The sequence below is a fragment of the Janthinobacterium breve genome (genome assembly GCF_051380895.1).
Classification (GTDB): Bacteria; Pseudomonadota; Gammaproteobacteria; order Burkholderiales; family Burkholderiaceae_D; genus Janthinobacterium.
In genome coordinates, this window is record NZ_JBNYXY010000010.1 from 212,229 (window position 1) to 228,534 (window position 16,306).

Consider the following 16,306-nt stretch of genomic DNA (forward strand, 5'->3'; position numbering starts at 1 on the left):
AGGGCATAGGCGGGCTTCGTGTTGCGTTTACGCTTTGCTGTTTTTCGTTGGCTAATTAATGGATAAGCATGAGTTCACTACAATGGATACAGGCCCACTTGCCTGGCTTGGCCGTGGATGTGTTTCGCCTAAGCCTGTGGCTAGTGGCGCTGACGATACTGTTCCTGCCACTGGAGCGGTTCTTTGGCGAACGCCATCCGGGACGTTCGCGGCGCGAGCTATGCAGTGACCTGGGTTTCTATTTCATCAGCAGCCTGGTGCCGGCCATGTTATTGGCGGCACCAATGGCATTGATTGCCGTGGCCGGCCAGCGCTGGCTGCCCGAGGCAGTACCCTCCACTCTGTCGGCCCTGCCACTGTGGAGTAAAGTGCTGCTGGTTTTGTTGCTCGGTGAAGTCGGCACTTACTGGGGGCATAGGCTCAGTCATGAAATACCGTGGCTATGGCGTTTCCATGCCGTCCACCACAGCACTGCAAACCTATATTTCCTGGCCAATACGCGCACCCATCCGGTAGACATGGTCGTCACGCGCCTGTTCGGCATGACACCCTTGTATCTGCTGGGTATGGCGGGCACCGGCGTGGCTGGAAGCGCGGCTCCTGTGCTGTTGCTGCTGACGGGTACGGTCTGGGGTTTCTTTATCCATGCCAACGTGCGCTGGCGCTTTGGCCCCCTAGAATGGCTGGTGGCAACACCTGCTTTCCACCACTGGCATCACAGCAAGATCGAGCATATCAACCGCAACTATGCAGCCACTCTGCCCGTACTGGACCTCCTGTTCGGCACCTACCACCTACCGCGCGAGTGGCCCGATGCCTGCGGCATCGAGCAGACTATGCCCGCCAGCCTGGCTGGCCAGTTGCTCGCACCATGGCGGAGCGCAACTTCCGCCCCACGCGATATGCAGGAAACGGCAAAGTGAGTCAACACGACCCAACACCGATGGATACGTATCAGTCATCAAAGCTTGCACCCATGCAGGCTATCTTGCGTTTGTTGAGCGAGCAGACAAGCTAGTCTTGACAGCTACGCAGCCCGCAAACCACTTCGCCTTCTTCTCAGACTCAAAATTCCAAGCCTTATACGATTTTTTACAGTGCCTAAAGGTTCAGCCACCATAATTGCAACTTCTGAGTGACTTAAGCCGTTGTAATAAGAAAGGTAAATCGCTTCCATTTGAGAACCGTTAAGCTTTCGCAAATATTTCATTATAAGCATTGAAGACTGCTTCTCTGTTAATACCGCGTCAGGCTCAAGGGAATTACTTGGCTCTTCCTCGTTATTCGTATCTTTCAATAATTCAGCATTTAAATAAAACTTTGAATTCCTCAAAGCGTCCAAAGCTTTATTCTTGACGATTGTTCGCATCCACGTTACAGGACTACCTCTTTCGGCATTATAAGAGTTAGCTTGTAGCCAAATACTCGTGAATGTTTCCTGCAGCACCTCTTCAGCAAGGTATTGATTTTTAACAATTTTATACGCATAAAATAATAAATGCTTACTTGAAGCATCGTAAAGCATCCGGAAAGACTGCATATCATTTTTTTCAATCCAATAAGCGAGGTCAGAATTCTTATTTTCTCCTGCCGGAATAGAATCAAGTTCCACCTTAACCTCGCAAAGAATTGAAATTCATTCATGCAACAAGAATATTTATCTACTTATAAAAATAAAATAAATATCGCAATGTAATTACAATGAAAAACTATTTCCGCCCGTCAAGGTAAAGCATACTAGTTCGTCCTGGACAAATGTTCACAGTTTGTAACAACTTGAAATTAATACTCAAAATGTTATGTACGCTTGCATACATAACATCTCTAAAAAATTTACTAAAATGGGATCTTCTTTGCTAGGCTGTAGAAAAACATTCTTTTAAAGCAAGGAAGTGGCTCGTTTTGAATTGCATAAATTACCATAATTTGAAAGCCAACTAGCTTCACGGCCAATGAATCTAGCCCATCAGCGCGAAAAGCGCGCCAGTTGCTTGACGCCACGCCAACATCTAATGTTGAAGCCATGCATTCATCAGGCACTGCATTGTTCGATGCCAATCTTTTCGAGCGCCACAATCGTCAGAACGAAATTGAACCATGGTGTAGATTGCCCACAGGTTGCCGCAGGTCTGGCCAGCACGGAATAGCGATGTGTCATGCGGCTGCAATACAGCCTCTCCAGCTCAAGCAAACCGCCCTTTCCACGCCCATCGCACCCATATATTAAAACCCGCTCAAAGTGCGTCAAAATGCGTCAAATCTGATACCTCCTCTTCGCCCGGCCACGCCAGTCCTCATGCGCCTTCGGCCATGGCGCAAATTTGAGTCAAAAGAGCCCTAATTAGCGGGCAGGTGTGGAGGGGGGACAACTGCGCGCGCCGGGCTGAAATGGGACTTTTTCTTTCTTTCGATGCAATATCATTCGTCGTGACGTGAAAAAGCCGCCTCGTGGGCGGCTTGTCCGGTGGCTGGGGCGCTCTGGCGTGGCTGGACTATCGCCGCGGCCCTGCCCCGCTGGCTATCGCGGCGGGGCGGTCATCCTGAGCGGCCGGCGCGGGTCTTCGCCGCCTGCTCCTTGTCGTAGTCGTCGCGGCAGTCCACATCGCAGAACAGCAGCGCGGGCGCCAGCGGTTCGTCGCAGTAGTGGCAGCAGCCATGCGCCACCAGGGCAGGCCGACCACGCACGGCAGCCAGGCCGCGCGCTACCTCCGCAAAGATGATCTTGTCGGTATTGTCTACGTGATCGCTCATTGCGCGCCCTCCCCGCCCGTGGCAAGGTCATACGGGGCGAAGCGCACCACTTCCACGCCGGCCCACTCGTTGATCGCTTCAAACTGTGCCTGCAGCGGCACCAGTTCATTGCGCGCGAAGACGCGCGCGGCCGGTTCCACGGCGCCGAAGCCGCCAGCATTGTTCGGCAGGATGCCCATCAGCTGGGGCGGTACGCGGTGCGCAGCCAGCTGGTCGTCGCGCGTCACGCTCTTGATATTAAAAAACTCGTCCTTGGCGGCCACGTCCGACACCGGCAGAATCTGGATGCCGTCCTTCTTGCCGTTCGGCGCGTACATGAACAGGTTGCGGAAGTTGCCCGGCCCCTTGCTGTCGCGCATGGCCTGGCGCAGGTTGTCCACGTCCTGGGTGTTGGCGGCCGCGTCCGTCATGTAGAACACGAAACCGGCATGCGAGCCGTTCTTGTAATACTTGCGGCGGAACAGAGTCGCCGCCTCGTTGAGCCATGCCGACTGCAGCGCGCTCAGGTACCCGGAGCGGCCGCTGCTGGGCTTGAGTGAACTGGATCGGACGTTAATACGCGAATCGCTGCTACGTCATATGGAAAAAAACTAAGATGCTTCAATGCAAACTTCAACTGACATTAGTTATCAAATGGGTTAGAGTCGCGTGAAACCGACCGTAACCGGCCAGAAACAGTCTTACCGTATAAATAGGGAAATACACGTTATGATTAAAGGAAGCAATTTCGTTATCCGTCATGTTGTCCACAGCGATCTCCCTGCACTGACGACTTTGTTAAACGACCCCGATGTGCGTGGAGAATACTTGACGAATGCGATACATTCGCCAATTGAACTAGAGCGAAACCTCAAGGCCGACGGCATGGTAAGCGATACCCTGGTACGGTTTGTGATTGTTGAAAAATCCGGCGGCACTGTCATCGGAACGATATGGCACCGTAAGGCAGTTCCATACTTTAATGCCCGTGAGATTGGCTACACCCTGTCGAATGAGTATCGCGGCCGGGGTTTCGTCACGGAGGCCGTTCGGCTGCTGGTGCGTTACTTGTTCGATTCCACACTGGTCAACCGACTAGAGATTCGTATGGACACGCGCAATGAGGCATCGGAAAAGGTAGCGATTAAAAGCGGCTTTCAGAAAGAAGGGATATCACGCGGTGCTAATTTCGTGCGTGGCCAACATGTCGATATGAACGTCTATGCAATATTGCGGGATGAGACGGGTACCTAAAGCCTCTGCCCGTACATTCGCAGAATGGCCACTTCCGGCCAGAAACGGCCGCTGCCCATGCGTGTCTGCACCGGCCAAGTTGCCATAAATCGTTTTGCAGCCATGCTCAACAAACTTTCTAAGACACGAAATACATGCCAATTACAGCGAAACCCTTTGGCTGCCAGGAGCAATTCGACTGGGGAGCAGACATACACTCGGTTGCCTACGATGGTGGTTTGTCGATACGCGTCCTTCGAAACCGCAACAGGGATGATGGGGTCGAGGTCACATTTACCCATGTTGACGGATTCAGGCTTCTTGATGAAGTCCCACTGGCAGAGTACTGGATCGGTGAAGGCTTTCCTTCGGGTTATCCCGTCCTTGAGGTGTTCGATGGTGGTTGGGCGAAGGAAGAAGACGAGCGGCTCGGCTATACCCAGTCGCTACGCGAGTGGCTTATTGTGACGGCTGGTGCTTGCGTCAGCGTTTTCTCAAAGCACGAACCAGAGATTCATGACGTCATCTGGCCTGCCAAGATTTAGCCACACTGACACTAGGTGGCCACCTTCAATCGTCAAGGCTTCTGTCACCCATTCGTATGTCTGCAATGGGGCGGAACCTAGCAACGGCGGCAAGCGGTCAAGAGCAAACCTAGACGAATTAGGGAGACATAATGCTGCATGAGCTTTGGGTTGAACCGGACGGCCTTGATACCTTTTTCTTGGCTGGCCCAGAAGGCGATGCCGCCCGAGCTCTTCTACCGAGCAATTCGCGGTTGGAATGGACTGTTGATGCGAAGAGTCCATTCGAGGCAATGACTATGTATTATAGATTTCGAGATTGGGGCGTCTACACAACGTCCTTCCCTGAGATCGATATGATTCCATATGCCGACGAATAATTTTTCAGCTAACGTCCAAGAGCGGACATTTAACCAACCCGGAGATCAGATGCGCATCGTTGGCTGGCCAGAAGAACCCGACGCAGATGGCTGTATTCTTCCTGTGACGATTGTTGATGTGGATTTTCACGGAACACCGAAAGAGCTGCGCGCGATTGGCGAGTTTTTGTTGAAGGCAGCGGCAGAACTCGACCTTGCCAAATCCAGCAACTCGGCATTGCATGTGGGCGTCGATCTAGGGAACTCCAATCCGTGTGCTGGAGTTGGCCTATCTGTCAATGTCGTGCGTCATACGGATGAGTAGTTTCCGTAATACGCAGGGCCGTCCGCTTCGGGGCGGAACCTACCGACGACCGCAACCGGCCAAAAGCAGACAGTGGCTGTTCTGCGAGGCATCTTGCATAAATTATCAAACAATTAACTTCATTGATAAAGTTTTTAGATTCTTGTTTGCAGTTCACAGTAGAGTCAAGATGTCGGGATTTTTTATGTAACAAAGCCTCTCAGGGGGGAGTACGGTTGTCGTGGCGATTCGTTATATTAAAATAGATGTGGAGCTAAAATGGCTGGCGAAATCATAAGGAAGGGAGATCCAACGAGCCACCATGGCATTGTTTTAGAGGGGTCGTTGATGGACATTTGCATGGGCCAGCCCATTGCATTCATCGGCCACAAGGTCCACTGCCCGAAGTGCAAAGGCGACTTTCCAATAGTCGAGGGCGTAATGACAACAACTTTCTACGGCAAGGGTGTCGCCGTCGCTGGCATGAAGACCAGTTGCGGCGCGATACTCATCGCGACGCAGTTCACCGACACTGTCGAGTGGAGCGTGGGCGCATCGGGATCGTCGAGTGCGACTACTGCTGCCAAAGCAGCAGCTGCAGCCGTGATGAACGTCAATGTGTCGAAGCCAGGACCCGATGCAAAGCCGTTCGACGAGCAGTTCGTGCTGTTCAACGAAGAGGAGAGCGTCCTGGCCGAAATGCCCTATACCGTAAAGCTGCCTTCGGGCGAGCTCGTCCGGGGCATCACCGACATCGAAGGACGCACGGAGCGCTACGTCACCGACGCGGCTCAACCGATCGAAATCTACTTGGGACACCACATAGCATGAGCGGACCTCTCGCGACAGCGACCACCAACACAAGGTTAGGCAGCATGCATCGGGTGACGGCTGCCACCCGATATACCAAGTCCTACGACACCACGGGCTGGCTCAAAGTCCAGCTCGAAGCTGACGCGGTGACGGGAAAAAGGACGGACTTCGCATTCATTTGCGAGTTCGTCAAAGTGATCATGGCTGGCGAGAAGGGCGACCGCGCATTCTTCGTTATCAAGGAAGGGGAACACAAGGGCCGGACCGCGAGCATGAAGAAGGAAAACGCTGCGAAGTGCTTAGTCGATGTAAAGCGTGGTTCTGGAGCAAAGCTGGTCGCGACAATGGGAACCTACAAAGAACTCGCATCAAAGCCTCGCCGCGGCCAGATCCACAACCAGCTTGTGTCCACTTTAGAGTTCGACGGGCATAGCGCGATGATTACTTTGGACTCCGACATCCCCTATGTCGAGACCAATCGGGTCAGCCCGTTCTTCAATCAGCAGCGCCATTCCAAGCCTCTGCCGCGCGGGATCTACCGGATTATGGCACCGCAGTCCGCTAAGGCCGACAAATACACCGCCTTCTACGTTACCGCCCCCGGCGGCAACCCTGATTTGAAATACCATACCGTCTGGTTCCCTATCGAATACGCTCCGAACCACAACAGCAATTTCGTCCATGTAGGTAACGTGTCGGAGGGATGCGTGACGATGTATGATCTGACCCAATGGAACGCGCTCTACCATTATCTGATTTCAAACCGCAGCGACTCGGAGGGAATATATGTCGGCACAGTCACCATCAAATAGAAGTGCCGCCTTGTGCGTGATCTTGGCCTGCGCGATCGCGCCTCGGTGCTTCGCGGACGGCGTTCAACCGATCCAATCAGCCGACCCATTACTGCGTTATCGGACAATCGGCGGCATGCAGGGGATGTATGAAGTCAGGGAAGAGGCCCGCAAATTTCTCAAGCGGCAAACGCCTCCTGCCCGTGGGGAATGGATGGCTTTGATGCCGGACGTGCGGACATTCGTCCCCACCTGCGCCGTCGCCTTTAAGACTCGTTGGGCCGTTGCGTCTGACAACGAGGACGGTAAGCCCGGCGTAATAGTGATTTGTCCGAAATCGATGGACAAGACATATAAGAAATGGGACGCTTTTGTCGGCGTCGTCTCTTCACCAAAAAACAACGCGCAGAAGTAATACGTTTCCGTTTTGAAAAATCATAAAGTTGTGGCCTGCAGCGATTGTTAAATTCATTCACGCTTCTAGCAGGACTCTAAATTTGCACAGAGTTCCGGTATCGAGCATCGCATCCTGCGACTGGTGTAGAAATAAGGCAACGCGCTTAACCCCGGTGGTGGCATGACTACAGACGCTAGAAAATCACCGTGAAGGCAGCGGCGCGAACGCTGGCAGTCTGCTTTGGGGCGAAAGCAGACACCCACCATATCGCCCTTACTTGGAAAATATGAGCTTATGCATCACGGTCTGCGATAGTCACTAAGCCACATATCAACCCGCCCCCGCGTGCATCCGCACGCGGACTTCGGCAACATGCATTGCATGAACGCCGACCTGTCCGACCTCCTCCGCTTGCTGCAAAACCTGATCCGCCTGGGCACCATCGCCGAGGTCAAAGGAGCCAAGGCGCGCGTGCGACTCGGGCCGACACTCACCACCGAATGGCTGAACTGGGCCACACGACGCGCTGGCAGCACGTGCACTTGGTCGGCGCCCACCGTCGGCGAACAAGTGATCGTCTTTTCCCCGGGCGGCGACCTGACGCGCGGCATCATCCTGCCAGCGCTGTACTCCCAGGAATTTGACGCGCCCGAATCCAGCCCTACCATCCACACCACGCACTACCCGGACGGCGCCGTGGTGCAGTACGACCACGCGGCCCACTCCCTGACGGCCACCCTACCCGGCGGTACGGCCACCATCACCGCTGACAAGGTCACGTCGAATGCGTCCAGCACCATCTGCACGGGCGACCTGACCGTCATGAAAAACCTGATCGTCAACGGCGCCACCGCCCTGAACGGCGGCGTGAACGCCAAGGCCGGCGCCGCTGGCAGCGTGGCCATGGCCGTGCAAGGGACGATCAAGGCCAGCGACGACGTGCTGGCCGGCGCCATCAGCCTGGCCAAACATCCACACGGCGGCGTCAAAGCCGGCAGCGACAAGTCGGGCGGGCCACAATCATGATGGGCATGCACGCCGCCACCGGGCGCAACCTGACGGGCCTGGGCCACCTGCGCCAGTCGGTCACCGACATTTTGACCACGCCCATAGGCTCGCGCATCCGGCGCCGCCGCTATGGCTCCGAAGTGCCCGAGCTGATCGACCAGCCCCTGAACAGCGCCACGCAGTTGCGCATCTACGCAGCTACCGACTTTGCCCTGCGCCGCTGGGAGCCGCGTTTGCAGCTCGCCAGCGTACAGCTCACGCGCGACACCGACGGCGCCATCGCGCTGCTGCTCGACGGCACGGCGAATGGCCAGGGCATCACCCTATCCGTGCCCGTCAAACAAGGGGGCGCCGTATGAGCACACCTATTGACCTGACCCAATTGCCGGCGCCCAGCGTGGTGGAAGTGCTGGACTTCGAAGCTATCCTGGCCGGCCGCAAGACGCACCTGGTCAGCCTGCTGCCGGAAGCCGAGCGCGCCGCCGTCACGGCCCTGTTGGAACTGGAATCGGAACCGGCCACCAAGCTGCTGGAAGAAAACGCGTATCAGGAAACCATCCTGCGCAACCGCGTCAACGAGGCCGGCAAGGCCGTCATGCTGGCGTTTGCCCTCGATGGAGATCTGGACCAACTGGGCGCCAACGTCAACGTAGAGCGCCTGACCATCATGCCGGCCAATCCCAACGCCCTGCCGCCCGTGGCCGCCGTCATGGAAGACAACGACGCCTATCGCCTGCGCATCCAGGAAGCGCCGGACGGCCTGTCCGTGGCCGGCCCGAAAGCGTCCTACGAATTCCACGCGCGCAGCAGCGACGGCCGCGTCAAGGACGCAAGCGCCACCAGCCCCGCGCCGGCGCACGTCATCGTCACGGTACTGGCCAACAACGACACGGGCATCGCCGACGCCGCGCTGCTGGCCAGCGTGGCGCGCGCGCTCAACGCCGAGGACGTGCGCCCCCTGGGCGACCGCCTCACCGTGCAAGCCGCCCAGGTCATCGACTACCAGATCGAGGCCACCTTGTTTATCGGCGTCGGCCCGGAAGTGCCGATTCTGCTGGACGCCGCGCGCGCCGACGCCGTGCGAGTGTCGCAACCGCGCCGCCCGCTGGGGCATAGCATCTACCGGTCCGCCTGCAGCGCCGCCGTCCACGTCGAGGGCGTGCGCAAGGTCGTCTTGACCAGCCCGGCGGCGGACATCGAACTGAACGCCACCCAGGCCGCGCGCTGCACTGCCATCAAGCTCAATGTGGTGGTACTCGATGAATAGGACCGTTCCCACCCTGCCGCCCAACACCACGGCGCTGGAGCGCGCCATTGCCGTGGCCTGCGCCGAGCTGGTCAACGTGCCCGTGCCGCTGCGCGACCTGTGGAACGCCGACCGCTGCCCGGTCAACTTGCTGCCTTTTCTGGCCTGGGCCTGTTCTGTCGACCGCTGGGACGACAACTGGCCCGAGTCGATCAAACGCGGCGCCATCAAGGCGGCCTATTTCATCCACAAGCACAAGGGCACGATTGCCGCCGTGCGCCGCGTGGTGGAGTCACTGGGCTACCTGATCCGCATTACTGAATGGTGGCAGACCACGCCACCGGGCGTACCGGGCACTTTCCGCCTCGACGTGGGCGTGCTGGATACGGGCATCACGGACGACATGTTTCAGGAAATGGAACGCCTGATTGCCGACGCCAAGCCCGTCAGCCGTCACATGACGGGCCTGGCGATTTATCTGGAAAGTCGCGGCAGCATTTACGCGGGCGCTTGTGCGTACCACGGCGACGCCATGACCGTGTATCCCTGGATCGCGGAAACCATCGAAGTGCGCGGCAGGCTGTTGCAGGCCGGCGCATCCCATACCATCGACACCCTGACCATCTATCCATGAGCACATACTTTGCCATCCTGACCGAAGTGGGCGAGGCCAAGCTGGCCAACGCCATCGCCCTGGGTCAAACCCTGAAACTGAAAAGCCTGGCCGTGGGCGACGGCAACGGCAATCTGCCGATGCCTGTGCGCACGCAAAAGGCGCTGGTGCGCGAAGTGCGCCGCGCCGGCTTGAACCAACTGAGCATCGACCCGGCCAACGCCAGCCAAATCATCGTCGAACAAGTCTTGCCCGAGGACGTGGGCGGCTGGTGGATACGCGAAATCGGCATCTTCGACGAGGCCGGCGACCTGTGCGCGGTGGCCAACTGCCCGCCCAGCTACAAGCCCCTGATGGCCGAGGGCAGCGGGCGCACGCAAGTGGTGCGCATCGTGCTGATCGTCGCCAGCACGGCCGCCATCGAACTGAAAATCGATCCGTCCGTCATCCTGGCCACCCGTAAATATGTCGATGACCAAGACATTACCGTGCGCGCCTATAGCGATGCGCAACTGGCCAAGCACCTGGCCGCTCTTGACCCGCACCCGTTGCTGGCCCATCGCACCTATGTCGATCAGAAGGATGCCAGCATACGCGCCTACGTCGAGCAGCAGGGCAAAGATGTCGCTGCCTATGGTGATCTGCAACTGACCAGGCACTTGGCCGCCCTCGATGTGCATCCAACGCTGGCTAGATCCTCCTATGTCGACCAGCAGGACGCCAGCGTATGCAGCTATGGCGATCAGCAACTGGCCAATCATCAGGCTGCCACCGACCCGCACCCGCTCCTGGCCAAGGTCACTTACGTCGATCAGCAGGTTCGTGATGTCGTTGCCTACATCGACCGGCAAGACGCCAGCGCACACGCCTATGGCGACCAGCAACTGGCCAAGCACCTGGCTGCTGACGATCCCCATCCACTGTTGGCTAAGCGCAGCCATATGGATCAACAGGACAAGGCCGTCATAGACTACGCAGACGCGCAACTGGCCAAGCACGCAGCGGCTGCTGATCCGCATCCGCAATACAGCATGAAAGAGGTGGCGACGCCGCCAAAGTTTGACGCGTCGAACAAGCTGGCCAACACCGATTTTGTGCAGCGCGCACAAGGCAACATGGTGCGCTATTCCCACGTACTGGAGAGCCGCACGCTCACCGCCGAGGATATCGGCTGCGCCCTGTACTTCCCGTATGCGGGCAGGACTCTCACCATTCCCGACCCAGCATCGCTGGGCATTCCCCCCAATTCTGGAAAGTGCGTCCGGTTCTTCGGACTTTTCCATAGCGGCACCATCCTTGCCGCGCCCGGTGTCGTCATTGGATTTGATGTAGGCAGTGTGCCAAGCATCACGATCAAGCCGGGGCAATACCTGACTCTCATGGAGACCGGGCCCAACATCTGACAAGTCATCGAATCGACCGCCGAACTGTGGCGCAATGCGGACTTTGCATCCAGGCTGCTGCCCGACGGCGATCTGAAACTGCCGGGCGATTTCATCATGCAATGGGGTTCCGTTACGGCAGGGCCGGCAGGCACGCGCGTGGCTTTTCAGTTTGCCTTTCCGAAGCAGTGCCTGCGCGTCTTCCTCACCGTATCGAACGGAAACTACCCTGGCTATGTCAGCTCGGATTCTCCCACCATTACCGGGTTTAACGCCTATGCCGCCGCAGATGCCTCCGCCAACTTCCTCGCCATCGGGAAATAACATGACGACGCTCTACTCCAACAAGGCCCGTGGTTTCTTTCCGGCCGACATGCAAGCCGCGTATGAAGCGGCGGGCACCTGGCCGGCCGATGGCGTCGAAGTCACGCCCGAGGATGAAGCCAAGCTGCGCGCGGCGATTACCGCCGGTGCGACCATCCGTAAAAAATCCGGTGGCAAGTGGGACATCACCGCGCCCCCGCCGTTGCCTTTTGCTGTGCTGGCCGCCCCATACCTGGCCAGCGTGCGCCAGACGCGCGACGCCATCCTCAACCGCCTGGCCGGCATCGGCTTTGCCGCCATGGCCGATGGCGACGCCGGCAATGGCGAGCTGCATGCGTGGGTGGAGCTGGACCACCAGTGGCCGGGCATGTTCCGGGCCGTGCCGCTGGGCGCCATCGAGGAGGTCAAGAAAGCAGCCGCGCCTGTCGGGTGCCCAGCATGATGGCGGAACGCTTAATAACCGCCCTGACCGAGGAAGCGAATTACAAGCAATTCTGTCGGCTGCGCGACTATCGCAAGCCTGGCGCCGAAGTTCCGCTATACACGGAGGCAGAAGCGTTCTCCCTGGCCACGGACAAATGCAAGGCATGCAGCCCCGCCAAAACGAAAGCGGCATCCAATGAATAATCTTTTTGATAATTCTATCCAGTCCGAAACCCTGACTGCGGAAGAGCTGGAAACCATTTCAGGCTGCTGCCGGAAAGTGGATCAGATCAAATGGCTGCAGCAGAACGGCTGGACCTTCATCAAGAACCGCGCCGGCGCGCCCATCATTGGGCGCCTGTACGCCAGGTTGCGCTTGAGCGGCATCAATCCCGCCAGCCTGGTAAGCACGCCGGCCTGGGCGCCGGACCTGTCCAAAGTACGTTAATAGAAAGAAAACAATGCGACCTAAGAGCACTGGCTACAAACTTCCACCGCGCATGCTGCGCCGCGTACGCAAGCTGAAATCGGGCGAAACATGGACCGGCTACTACTACAACGGCCGGGACGACGCCGGGAACCGGAAGGAGTACCCGTTGGGCACGGATTTGGTCGAGGCCAAGCGCCTGTGGGCAGAATACGAGTGCAAGCCAGTCCCGACCGACGCCACGCTCATGGAGTACGTGTTTGCGCAATACGTCCGGGACATCCTGCCGGGCAAGGCGCCAAGCACGCAACGCGAGAACTCCAGCTCGTTGAGCCAGCTGCGCCCGGTCTTCGACAGCGCGCCCATCGACGCCATCACGCCACAGGACATTGCCCGCTACCGCGACGCGCGCAGCGCCAAGGTACGCGCCAACCGCGAAATCGCGTTGCTGTCGCATGTATTCAATATGGCAAGGGAATGGGGCTACACGAAGCGCGAGAACCCTTGCAGGGGCGTGCGCAAAAATAAAGAGGTGCCGCGCGACTTCTATGCCGACAAGGCCGTGTGGGATGCGGTACGGAACGCTGGCTGTGAAGAGCTGCAGGACGCCATGGACCTGAACTACCTGACCGGCCAGCGGCCTGCGGACGTGCTCAAGATGCGCGACGGCGATTTGAAGGATGGGGCCCTGCAGGTGCGGCAGGGCAAGAGCAACAAGCTGCTGCGCATCGTGCTCGAGCACGACGGCATCAAGTCCGAACTGGCGAAGGTCATCGAGCGCATCCACGCGCGCGCGCACCGGCCGCGCACCACTTTCATCGTCGCGCTGCCGAATGGTTACCAGGTAAAGAAGTGGCATTTGCGCCTGCGCTTCGATAGCGCCCGGAAGGCAGCAGCGGAACTGGCGCTAAAGGCTGGAGACGAAGAGCTTGCCAGCCGTATCAAGGCCTTCCAGTTCCGCGATATCCGGGCGCGCTCAGCCAGTGACATTGCCGACCTGGGCGCCGCCAGTTCCCTGCTGGGACATAGTGAAAAAGTTATAACTGAAAAGGTCTATCGGCGAATTGGTCAAGCAGTTAAACCAACTCGATAAAAAAATTCCCAAACGGACGATTTAGAATTTAATAATTGAAGACAGAAAAGGAATCAAAAAAAACACCACTAATAATGGAATTACTATCCACAAAATATAGTTAAATGGAATATTTCGTAGAACACGATAAGCAAATTTCGGAGGTTCACGCTTAAAAGTTGAAGGCACAATCTGACCATAAGCCAGAAGAGGCTTCCAATAATTGCTTACGTGTTCTGCCTTCATGAAGTCGCTATGCGCATAGTCAAAATGCCGATCAGTTACAGATGGGTGTTTGAAACCAAAGGTTCCACTCTCGCCATAGCCCCAACTTGCCTTACTCGCAAGAATAGGAAAAACATCACGAGAACCAGCATCATTCACAATCTGCCCATAAATTCTTGTTTTTATTTTATCCCAGCGATAATCAGTGTCTAAGACTGCACCGCACAGCTGAATTCTATAAAATTTAAAATCAGTCTCTTCTTCAAGAAACTTGGTGAGAATATAGGTTCCAAAGCTATGCGCGATTACTGAAATATCTGCATCTGGATACTCATTCCTTAGCGACCGAAGCTTGCGACTAACAAGCTTGACCGGAACAGACCTAAAATAGAGAGGAAATATAAACTTAAAAACACGAAATTTCCTATAACCAATTGGAATAGCTTTAATGCCGCATTCAGCGTCTAATTGATTAGTCAACTCCTGCTGCCACTCGGCATGGGTATTGATGCCATGAATCATCGCGACAATATGCTGTTTTGGCTGAACATGGGGCACTAGTTGCCCCATGAAAAACCACGTTTCTGCGATCTCACGTTCCCTAACATCATGGATGGCGCATAATTCCGCTTTTATCTCATGTAGGCTTTTAGAGCTGCCTTTTGCAGTAAATCGTTCAATCATTTAGTGCAAGGGAAAGTATTAACCTTATATATAAGGCGAATTTGTTCTAAAGAAACTTCAACCTCGTACCCAAGGCGAGAATCGTATATCACGGGAGGAATATCCGATACTGATGCAAAATCACCAATTCCACCTTTAGCTATAGATTCAACACGTACACTCTTTTCGACAACACCTAATTCGGCTGCGCGCGCCATCATCCTTACGAGTACGCGTAAACTTGATGGACGAACCAAATCGTACATTCGTTGCGAAGTAACTTCACGAACGCCTGCCTCGGAAGACTCCGAATCGCATACGATATCCCCGAGGCGACTTATTGCATCTACCTCTTCAGGAAACTCATTTATTAAAAAATTTAATCTGGTTGAGGACATATTCGTAATCCCCCTGACTGCAATTTGCAGGCAAAGCAAATTCATTAGCTTCACCATTAAATAAAACATGGATATTTGAGGTCAATTGTGCCGACTTATTAAACCATAGATTAGCATCAGAACAATAAGCATGTTTATCCTGGTTCATCAAATGATCGATAGATTCACCTATTGCTTTATCGTTCGATAAATCGCTCTTATCTGAACCGGCAACGGCACGTAAAACGTTGCCTGCTTTATCGGTCACTGATGCATCAGTATAACTTATCAACGCCCCAATGCTCGCACGCTTAGCCCACAGAGTATCTTTGGCCTTAGTTAATGAGACTTCCGAAAAATCGAACAACGATATGAAATTTTGAATTTGTCGAAAAAACCGGAGTACGTCTCCCTCATACTTTGATGAGTTTGCATGCGCAGCAATCCTTACCTCAAGGGCACCGTTACGATGCAATCTTGCCAAGTTGACGGCGCGCTGCACTTGATTAGTGTACACCCTATGAAAATTGTCACCTATGATCTCGTCACGCAGGAAGCGTCGGTGAGTACGCACCTCAACTTCCTTGATAATTAAGGCAGTATCGACATTAGCCGTTTCCCACCGAACATCAACAATGGTTGGGGACTCTGGTTTGACCAAGATATCCGGCTCGGTTAAAAGGTGCGCCAATTTCGCATGCTTTAGGGCAGCATTCACGCGGCCACGGTCGATCATGGCAACTGCGCGGGCAGGGTCACAAAAATAGAGAAACACGTGTTGCTTGCCGCACTCTTCCGCCGATGTAAGTAAGGCAATAAGATCAGCGTTAACAATTTCACCACCATCTATGGCAGGCAATAATCGCTTTTCCCTTAAGTCATCCCAGCTTCCTGCGGAATGACGCAGCCCCTTGGACTTTAAAAATTCGCGGACGACGTCCAGGCTAGTTGCTTGTTCAAGCAACTCAATGATGTGTAGTGTTTTTTGACGTTCTGCCAGCATCGTGTCTCTATTTCCGTTAATCAAATGACATAAAATTCACCTGAGGTGCATAAAATGAAGTAAGGCGTGGAAATTCCAACTATCACGCTATTGCATTATTTTACTTGATGACGTGGCAAATAGTTGCCAATTTGAAAAAAAACTGACCGAGTTGCGGAAACGCTTCCGCAACTCGGGCTCTTAACCCACATGTCTTGCCCTAAGGAACAAAAATTATCGACAAAAAAAAGCCCTTGAAAATCAAGGGCTTATCTTATTTTTCTGGCGGAAGCGGTGAGATTCGAACTCACGAACAGTGTAACCCGTCGCTAGTTTTCAAGACTAGTGCCTTCAACCACTCGGCCACGCTTCCTGGTGGCAGCATTATACATAAAGGTCAGAGGCTTACCAAT

Annotated in this window: 22 protein-coding genes, 1 tRNA gene and 1 pseudogene; 17 read left to right on the forward strand and 7 right to left on the reverse strand. The window is 55.3% G+C overall.

Annotated features, from left to right (window positions below; all coding sequences use genetic code 11):
* Positions 1 to 68: 68 nt before the first annotated feature.
* Positions 69 to 923 (forward strand): sterol desaturase family protein, encoded by an 855-nt coding sequence (locus tag ACQ4W0_RS21280; protein ID WP_436578565.1) that lies wholly within the window; start codon positions 69 to 71, stop codon positions 921 to 923.
* Positions 924 to 1,027: 104 nt separating this feature from the next.
* Here the strand turns inward: ACQ4W0_RS21280 and ACQ4W0_RS21285 are convergent, their stop codons facing one another.
* From ACQ4W0_RS21285 to ACQ4W0_RS21295, 3 genes and pseudogenes are all read right to left on the reverse strand, one after another.
* Entirely contained in the window at positions 1,028 to 1,612 is a 585-nt protein-coding gene (locus ACQ4W0_RS21285; protein WP_436578566.1) for an RNA polymerase sigma factor, read from the reverse strand.
* Between the two features lie 923 nt (positions 1,613 to 2,535).
* Complete coding sequence (locus ACQ4W0_RS21290) at positions 2,536 to 2,751, reverse strand: hypothetical protein (RefSeq protein WP_436578567.1); 216 nt, start codon at positions 2,749 to 2,751, stop codon at positions 2,536 to 2,538.
* Positions 2,748 to 3,260 (reverse strand): annotated as a pseudogene (locus ACQ4W0_RS21295) (phage portal protein); the annotation flags it as partial. The pseudogene ACQ4W0_RS21295 and the gene ACQ4W0_RS21290, both read right to left, overlap by 4 nt.
* A 199-nt stretch (positions 3,261 to 3,459) precedes the next feature.
* On the opposite strand from ACQ4W0_RS21295, the gene ACQ4W0_RS21300 reads away from it, so the two are divergent.
* The 16 genes from ACQ4W0_RS21300 to ACQ4W0_RS21375 all read left to right on the forward strand — a co-directional run bounded on the left by ACQ4W0_RS21300 (position 3,460) and on the right by ACQ4W0_RS21375 (position 13,667).
* The gene (locus tag ACQ4W0_RS21300) at positions 3,460 to 3,984 is read left to right on the forward strand and encodes a GNAT family N-acetyltransferase (RefSeq protein ID WP_436578568.1); all 525 of its coding nucleotides are present in this window, start codon (positions 3,460 to 3,462) and stop codon (positions 3,982 to 3,984) included.
* Positions 3,985 to 4,118: 134 nt separating this feature from the next.
* A complete protein-coding gene (locus ACQ4W0_RS21305; RefSeq protein WP_436578569.1) occupies positions 4,119 to 4,508 on the forward strand; it encodes a hypothetical protein in 390 nt (129 codons plus the stop codon).
* A gap of 345 nt (positions 4,509 to 4,853) precedes the next feature.
* Positions 4,854 to 5,171 (forward strand): hypothetical protein, encoded by a 318-nt coding sequence (locus ACQ4W0_RS21310; RefSeq protein ID WP_436578570.1) that lies wholly within the window; start codon positions 4,854 to 4,856, stop codon positions 5,169 to 5,171.
* A gap of 258 nt (positions 5,172 to 5,429) precedes the next feature.
* On the forward strand, positions 5,430 to 5,981 hold the full coding sequence (locus tag ACQ4W0_RS21315) for a PAAR domain-containing protein (protein ID WP_436578571.1): 552 nt from the start codon (positions 5,430 to 5,432) through the stop codon (positions 5,979 to 5,981).
* A gap of 44 nt (positions 5,982 to 6,025) precedes the next feature.
* Positions 6,026 to 6,775 (forward strand): hypothetical protein, encoded by a 750-nt coding sequence (locus tag ACQ4W0_RS21320; RefSeq protein WP_436578572.1) that lies wholly within the window; start codon positions 6,026 to 6,028, stop codon positions 6,773 to 6,775.
* A 10-nt stretch (positions 6,776 to 6,785) separates the two neighbouring features.
* Complete coding sequence (locus ACQ4W0_RS21325; protein ID WP_051958827.1) at positions 6,786 to 7,169, forward strand: hypothetical protein; 384 nt, start codon at positions 6,786 to 6,788, stop codon at positions 7,167 to 7,169.
* Between the two features lie 363 nt (positions 7,170 to 7,532).
* Positions 7,533 to 8,177 (forward strand): phage baseplate assembly protein V, encoded by a 645-nt coding sequence (locus ACQ4W0_RS21330; protein WP_436578573.1) that lies wholly within the window; start codon positions 7,533 to 7,535, stop codon positions 8,175 to 8,177.
* Complete coding sequence (locus ACQ4W0_RS21335) at positions 8,174 to 8,518, forward strand: GPW/gp25 family protein (RefSeq protein WP_436578574.1); 345 nt, start codon at positions 8,174 to 8,176, stop codon at positions 8,516 to 8,518. Before ACQ4W0_RS21330 ends, ACQ4W0_RS21335 begins: the two co-directional genes overlap by 4 nt.
* On the forward strand, positions 8,515 to 9,426 hold the full coding sequence (locus ACQ4W0_RS21340; RefSeq protein ID WP_436578575.1) for a baseplate assembly protein: 912 nt from the start codon (positions 8,515 to 8,517) through the stop codon (positions 9,424 to 9,426). Before ACQ4W0_RS21335 ends, ACQ4W0_RS21340 begins: the two co-directional genes overlap by 4 nt.
* Positions 9,419 to 10,039 carry a phage tail protein I gene (locus ACQ4W0_RS21345; RefSeq protein ID WP_436578576.1) on the forward strand — a complete coding sequence of 207 codons (621 nt, stop codon included), beginning with the start codon at positions 9,419 to 9,421 and terminating at the stop codon, positions 10,037 to 10,039. Before ACQ4W0_RS21340 ends, ACQ4W0_RS21345 begins: the two co-directional genes overlap by 8 nt.
* Positions 10,036 to 11,421 carry a phage tail protein gene (locus ACQ4W0_RS21350; protein ID WP_436578577.1) on the forward strand — a complete coding sequence of 462 codons (1,386 nt, stop codon included), beginning with the start codon at positions 10,036 to 10,038 and terminating at the stop codon, positions 11,419 to 11,421. The genes ACQ4W0_RS21345 and ACQ4W0_RS21350 overlap by 4 nt, the downstream gene beginning before the upstream one ends.
* A gap of 78 nt (positions 11,422 to 11,499) precedes the next feature.
* Positions 11,500 to 11,724 (forward strand): gp53-like domain-containing protein, encoded by a 225-nt coding sequence (locus ACQ4W0_RS21355; protein WP_436578719.1) that lies wholly within the window; start codon positions 11,500 to 11,502, stop codon positions 11,722 to 11,724.
* Between the two features lies 1 nt (position 11,725).
* On the forward strand, positions 11,726 to 12,166 hold the full coding sequence (locus ACQ4W0_RS21360; RefSeq protein WP_436578578.1) for a hypothetical protein: 441 nt from the start codon (positions 11,726 to 11,728) through the stop codon (positions 12,164 to 12,166).
* Positions 12,163 to 12,351, forward strand: a complete 189-nt coding sequence (locus tag ACQ4W0_RS21365; protein ID WP_436578579.1) for a hypothetical protein — start codon at positions 12,163 to 12,165, stop codon at positions 12,349 to 12,351. Before ACQ4W0_RS21360 ends, ACQ4W0_RS21365 begins: the two co-directional genes overlap by 4 nt.
* Positions 12,344 to 12,595, forward strand: coding sequence for a DUF4224 domain-containing protein (locus ACQ4W0_RS21370; RefSeq protein WP_046682344.1), 252 nt, complete (start codon positions 12,344 to 12,346; stop codon positions 12,593 to 12,595). The genes ACQ4W0_RS21365 and ACQ4W0_RS21370 overlap by 8 nt, the downstream gene beginning before the upstream one ends.
* A 13-nt stretch (positions 12,596 to 12,608) precedes the next feature.
* Entirely contained in the window at positions 12,609 to 13,667 is a 1,059-nt protein-coding gene (locus tag ACQ4W0_RS21375; protein ID WP_436578580.1) for a tyrosine-type recombinase/integrase, read from the forward strand.
* A 21-nt stretch (positions 13,668 to 13,688) separates the two neighbouring features.
* Here the strand turns inward: ACQ4W0_RS21375 and ACQ4W0_RS21380 are convergent, their stop codons facing one another.
* The 4 genes from ACQ4W0_RS21380 to ACQ4W0_RS21395 all read right to left on the reverse strand — a co-directional run bounded on the left by ACQ4W0_RS21380 (position 13,689) and on the right by ACQ4W0_RS21395 (position 16,266).
* A complete protein-coding gene (locus ACQ4W0_RS21380; RefSeq protein WP_436578581.1) occupies positions 13,689 to 14,555 on the reverse strand; it encodes an alpha/beta hydrolase family protein in 867 nt (288 codons plus the stop codon).
* Positions 14,552 to 14,932 (reverse strand): hypothetical protein, encoded by a 381-nt coding sequence (locus tag ACQ4W0_RS21385; protein WP_436578582.1) that lies wholly within the window; start codon positions 14,930 to 14,932, stop codon positions 14,552 to 14,554. The genes ACQ4W0_RS21380 and ACQ4W0_RS21385 overlap by 4 nt, the downstream gene beginning before the upstream one ends.
* Positions 14,898 to 15,914, reverse strand: coding sequence for a hypothetical protein (locus ACQ4W0_RS21390; RefSeq protein ID WP_436578583.1), 1,017 nt, complete (start codon positions 15,912 to 15,914; stop codon positions 14,898 to 14,900). The genes ACQ4W0_RS21385 and ACQ4W0_RS21390 overlap by 35 nt, the downstream gene beginning before the upstream one ends.
* A 262-nt stretch (positions 15,915 to 16,176) precedes the next feature.
* Positions 16,177 to 16,266 (reverse strand) — tRNA-Ser (locus tag ACQ4W0_RS21395).
* Positions 16,267 to 16,306: the final 40 nt, after the last annotated feature.

Bases quoted from the DNA above. Each gene is read 5' to 3' on its own strand.
- ACQ4W0_RS21280 (WP_436578565.1), top strand. From the start codon at position 69: ATGAGTTCACTACAATGGATACAGGCCCACTTGCCTGGCTTGGCCGTG.
- ACQ4W0_RS21290 (WP_436578567.1), bottom strand. From the start codon at position 2,751: ATGAGCGATCACGTAGACAATACCGACAAGATCATCTTTGCGGAGGTA.
- ACQ4W0_RS21300 (WP_436578568.1), top strand. From the start codon at position 3,460: ATGATTAAAGGAAGCAATTTCGTTATCCGTCATGTTGTCCACAGCGAT.
- ACQ4W0_RS21305 (WP_436578569.1), top strand. From the start codon at position 4,119: ATGCCAATTACAGCGAAACCCTTTGGCTGCCAGGAGCAATTCGACTGG.
- ACQ4W0_RS21310 (WP_436578570.1), top strand. From the start codon at position 4,854: ATGCCGACGAATAATTTTTCAGCTAACGTCCAAGAGCGGACATTTAAC.
- ACQ4W0_RS21315 (WP_436578571.1), top strand. From the start codon at position 5,430: ATGGCTGGCGAAATCATAAGGAAGGGAGATCCAACGAGCCACCATGGC.
- ACQ4W0_RS21320 (WP_436578572.1), top strand. From the start codon at position 6,026: ATGCATCGGGTGACGGCTGCCACCCGATATACCAAGTCCTACGACACC.
- ACQ4W0_RS21330 (WP_436578573.1), top strand. From the start codon at position 7,533: ATGAACGCCGACCTGTCCGACCTCCTCCGCTTGCTGCAAAACCTGATC.
- ACQ4W0_RS21335 (WP_436578574.1), top strand. From the start codon at position 8,174: ATGATGGGCATGCACGCCGCCACCGGGCGCAACCTGACGGGCCTGGGC.
- ACQ4W0_RS21340 (WP_436578575.1), top strand. From the start codon at position 8,515: ATGAGCACACCTATTGACCTGACCCAATTGCCGGCGCCCAGCGTGGTG.
- ACQ4W0_RS21345 (WP_436578576.1), top strand. From the start codon at position 9,419: ATGAATAGGACCGTTCCCACCCTGCCGCCCAACACCACGGCGCTGGAG.
- ACQ4W0_RS21350 (WP_436578577.1), top strand. From the start codon at position 10,036: ATGAGCACATACTTTGCCATCCTGACCGAAGTGGGCGAGGCCAAGCTG.
- ACQ4W0_RS21360 (WP_436578578.1), top strand. From the start codon at position 11,726: ATGACGACGCTCTACTCCAACAAGGCCCGTGGTTTCTTTCCGGCCGAC.
- ACQ4W0_RS21365 (WP_436578579.1), top strand. From the start codon at position 12,163: ATGATGGCGGAACGCTTAATAACCGCCCTGACCGAGGAAGCGAATTAC.
- ACQ4W0_RS21370 (WP_046682344.1), top strand. From the start codon at position 12,344: ATGAATAATCTTTTTGATAATTCTATCCAGTCCGAAACCCTGACTGCG.
- ACQ4W0_RS21375 (WP_436578580.1), top strand. From the start codon at position 12,609: ATGCGACCTAAGAGCACTGGCTACAAACTTCCACCGCGCATGCTGCGC.
- ACQ4W0_RS21380 (WP_436578581.1), bottom strand. From the start codon at position 14,555: ATGATTGAACGATTTACTGCAAAAGGCAGCTCTAAAAGCCTACATGAG.
- ACQ4W0_RS21385 (WP_436578582.1), bottom strand. From the start codon at position 14,932: ATGTCCTCAACCAGATTAAATTTTTTAATAAATGAGTTTCCTGAAGAG.
- ACQ4W0_RS21390 (WP_436578583.1), bottom strand. From the start codon at position 15,914: ATGCTGGCAGAACGTCAAAAAACACTACACATCATTGAGTTGCTTGAA.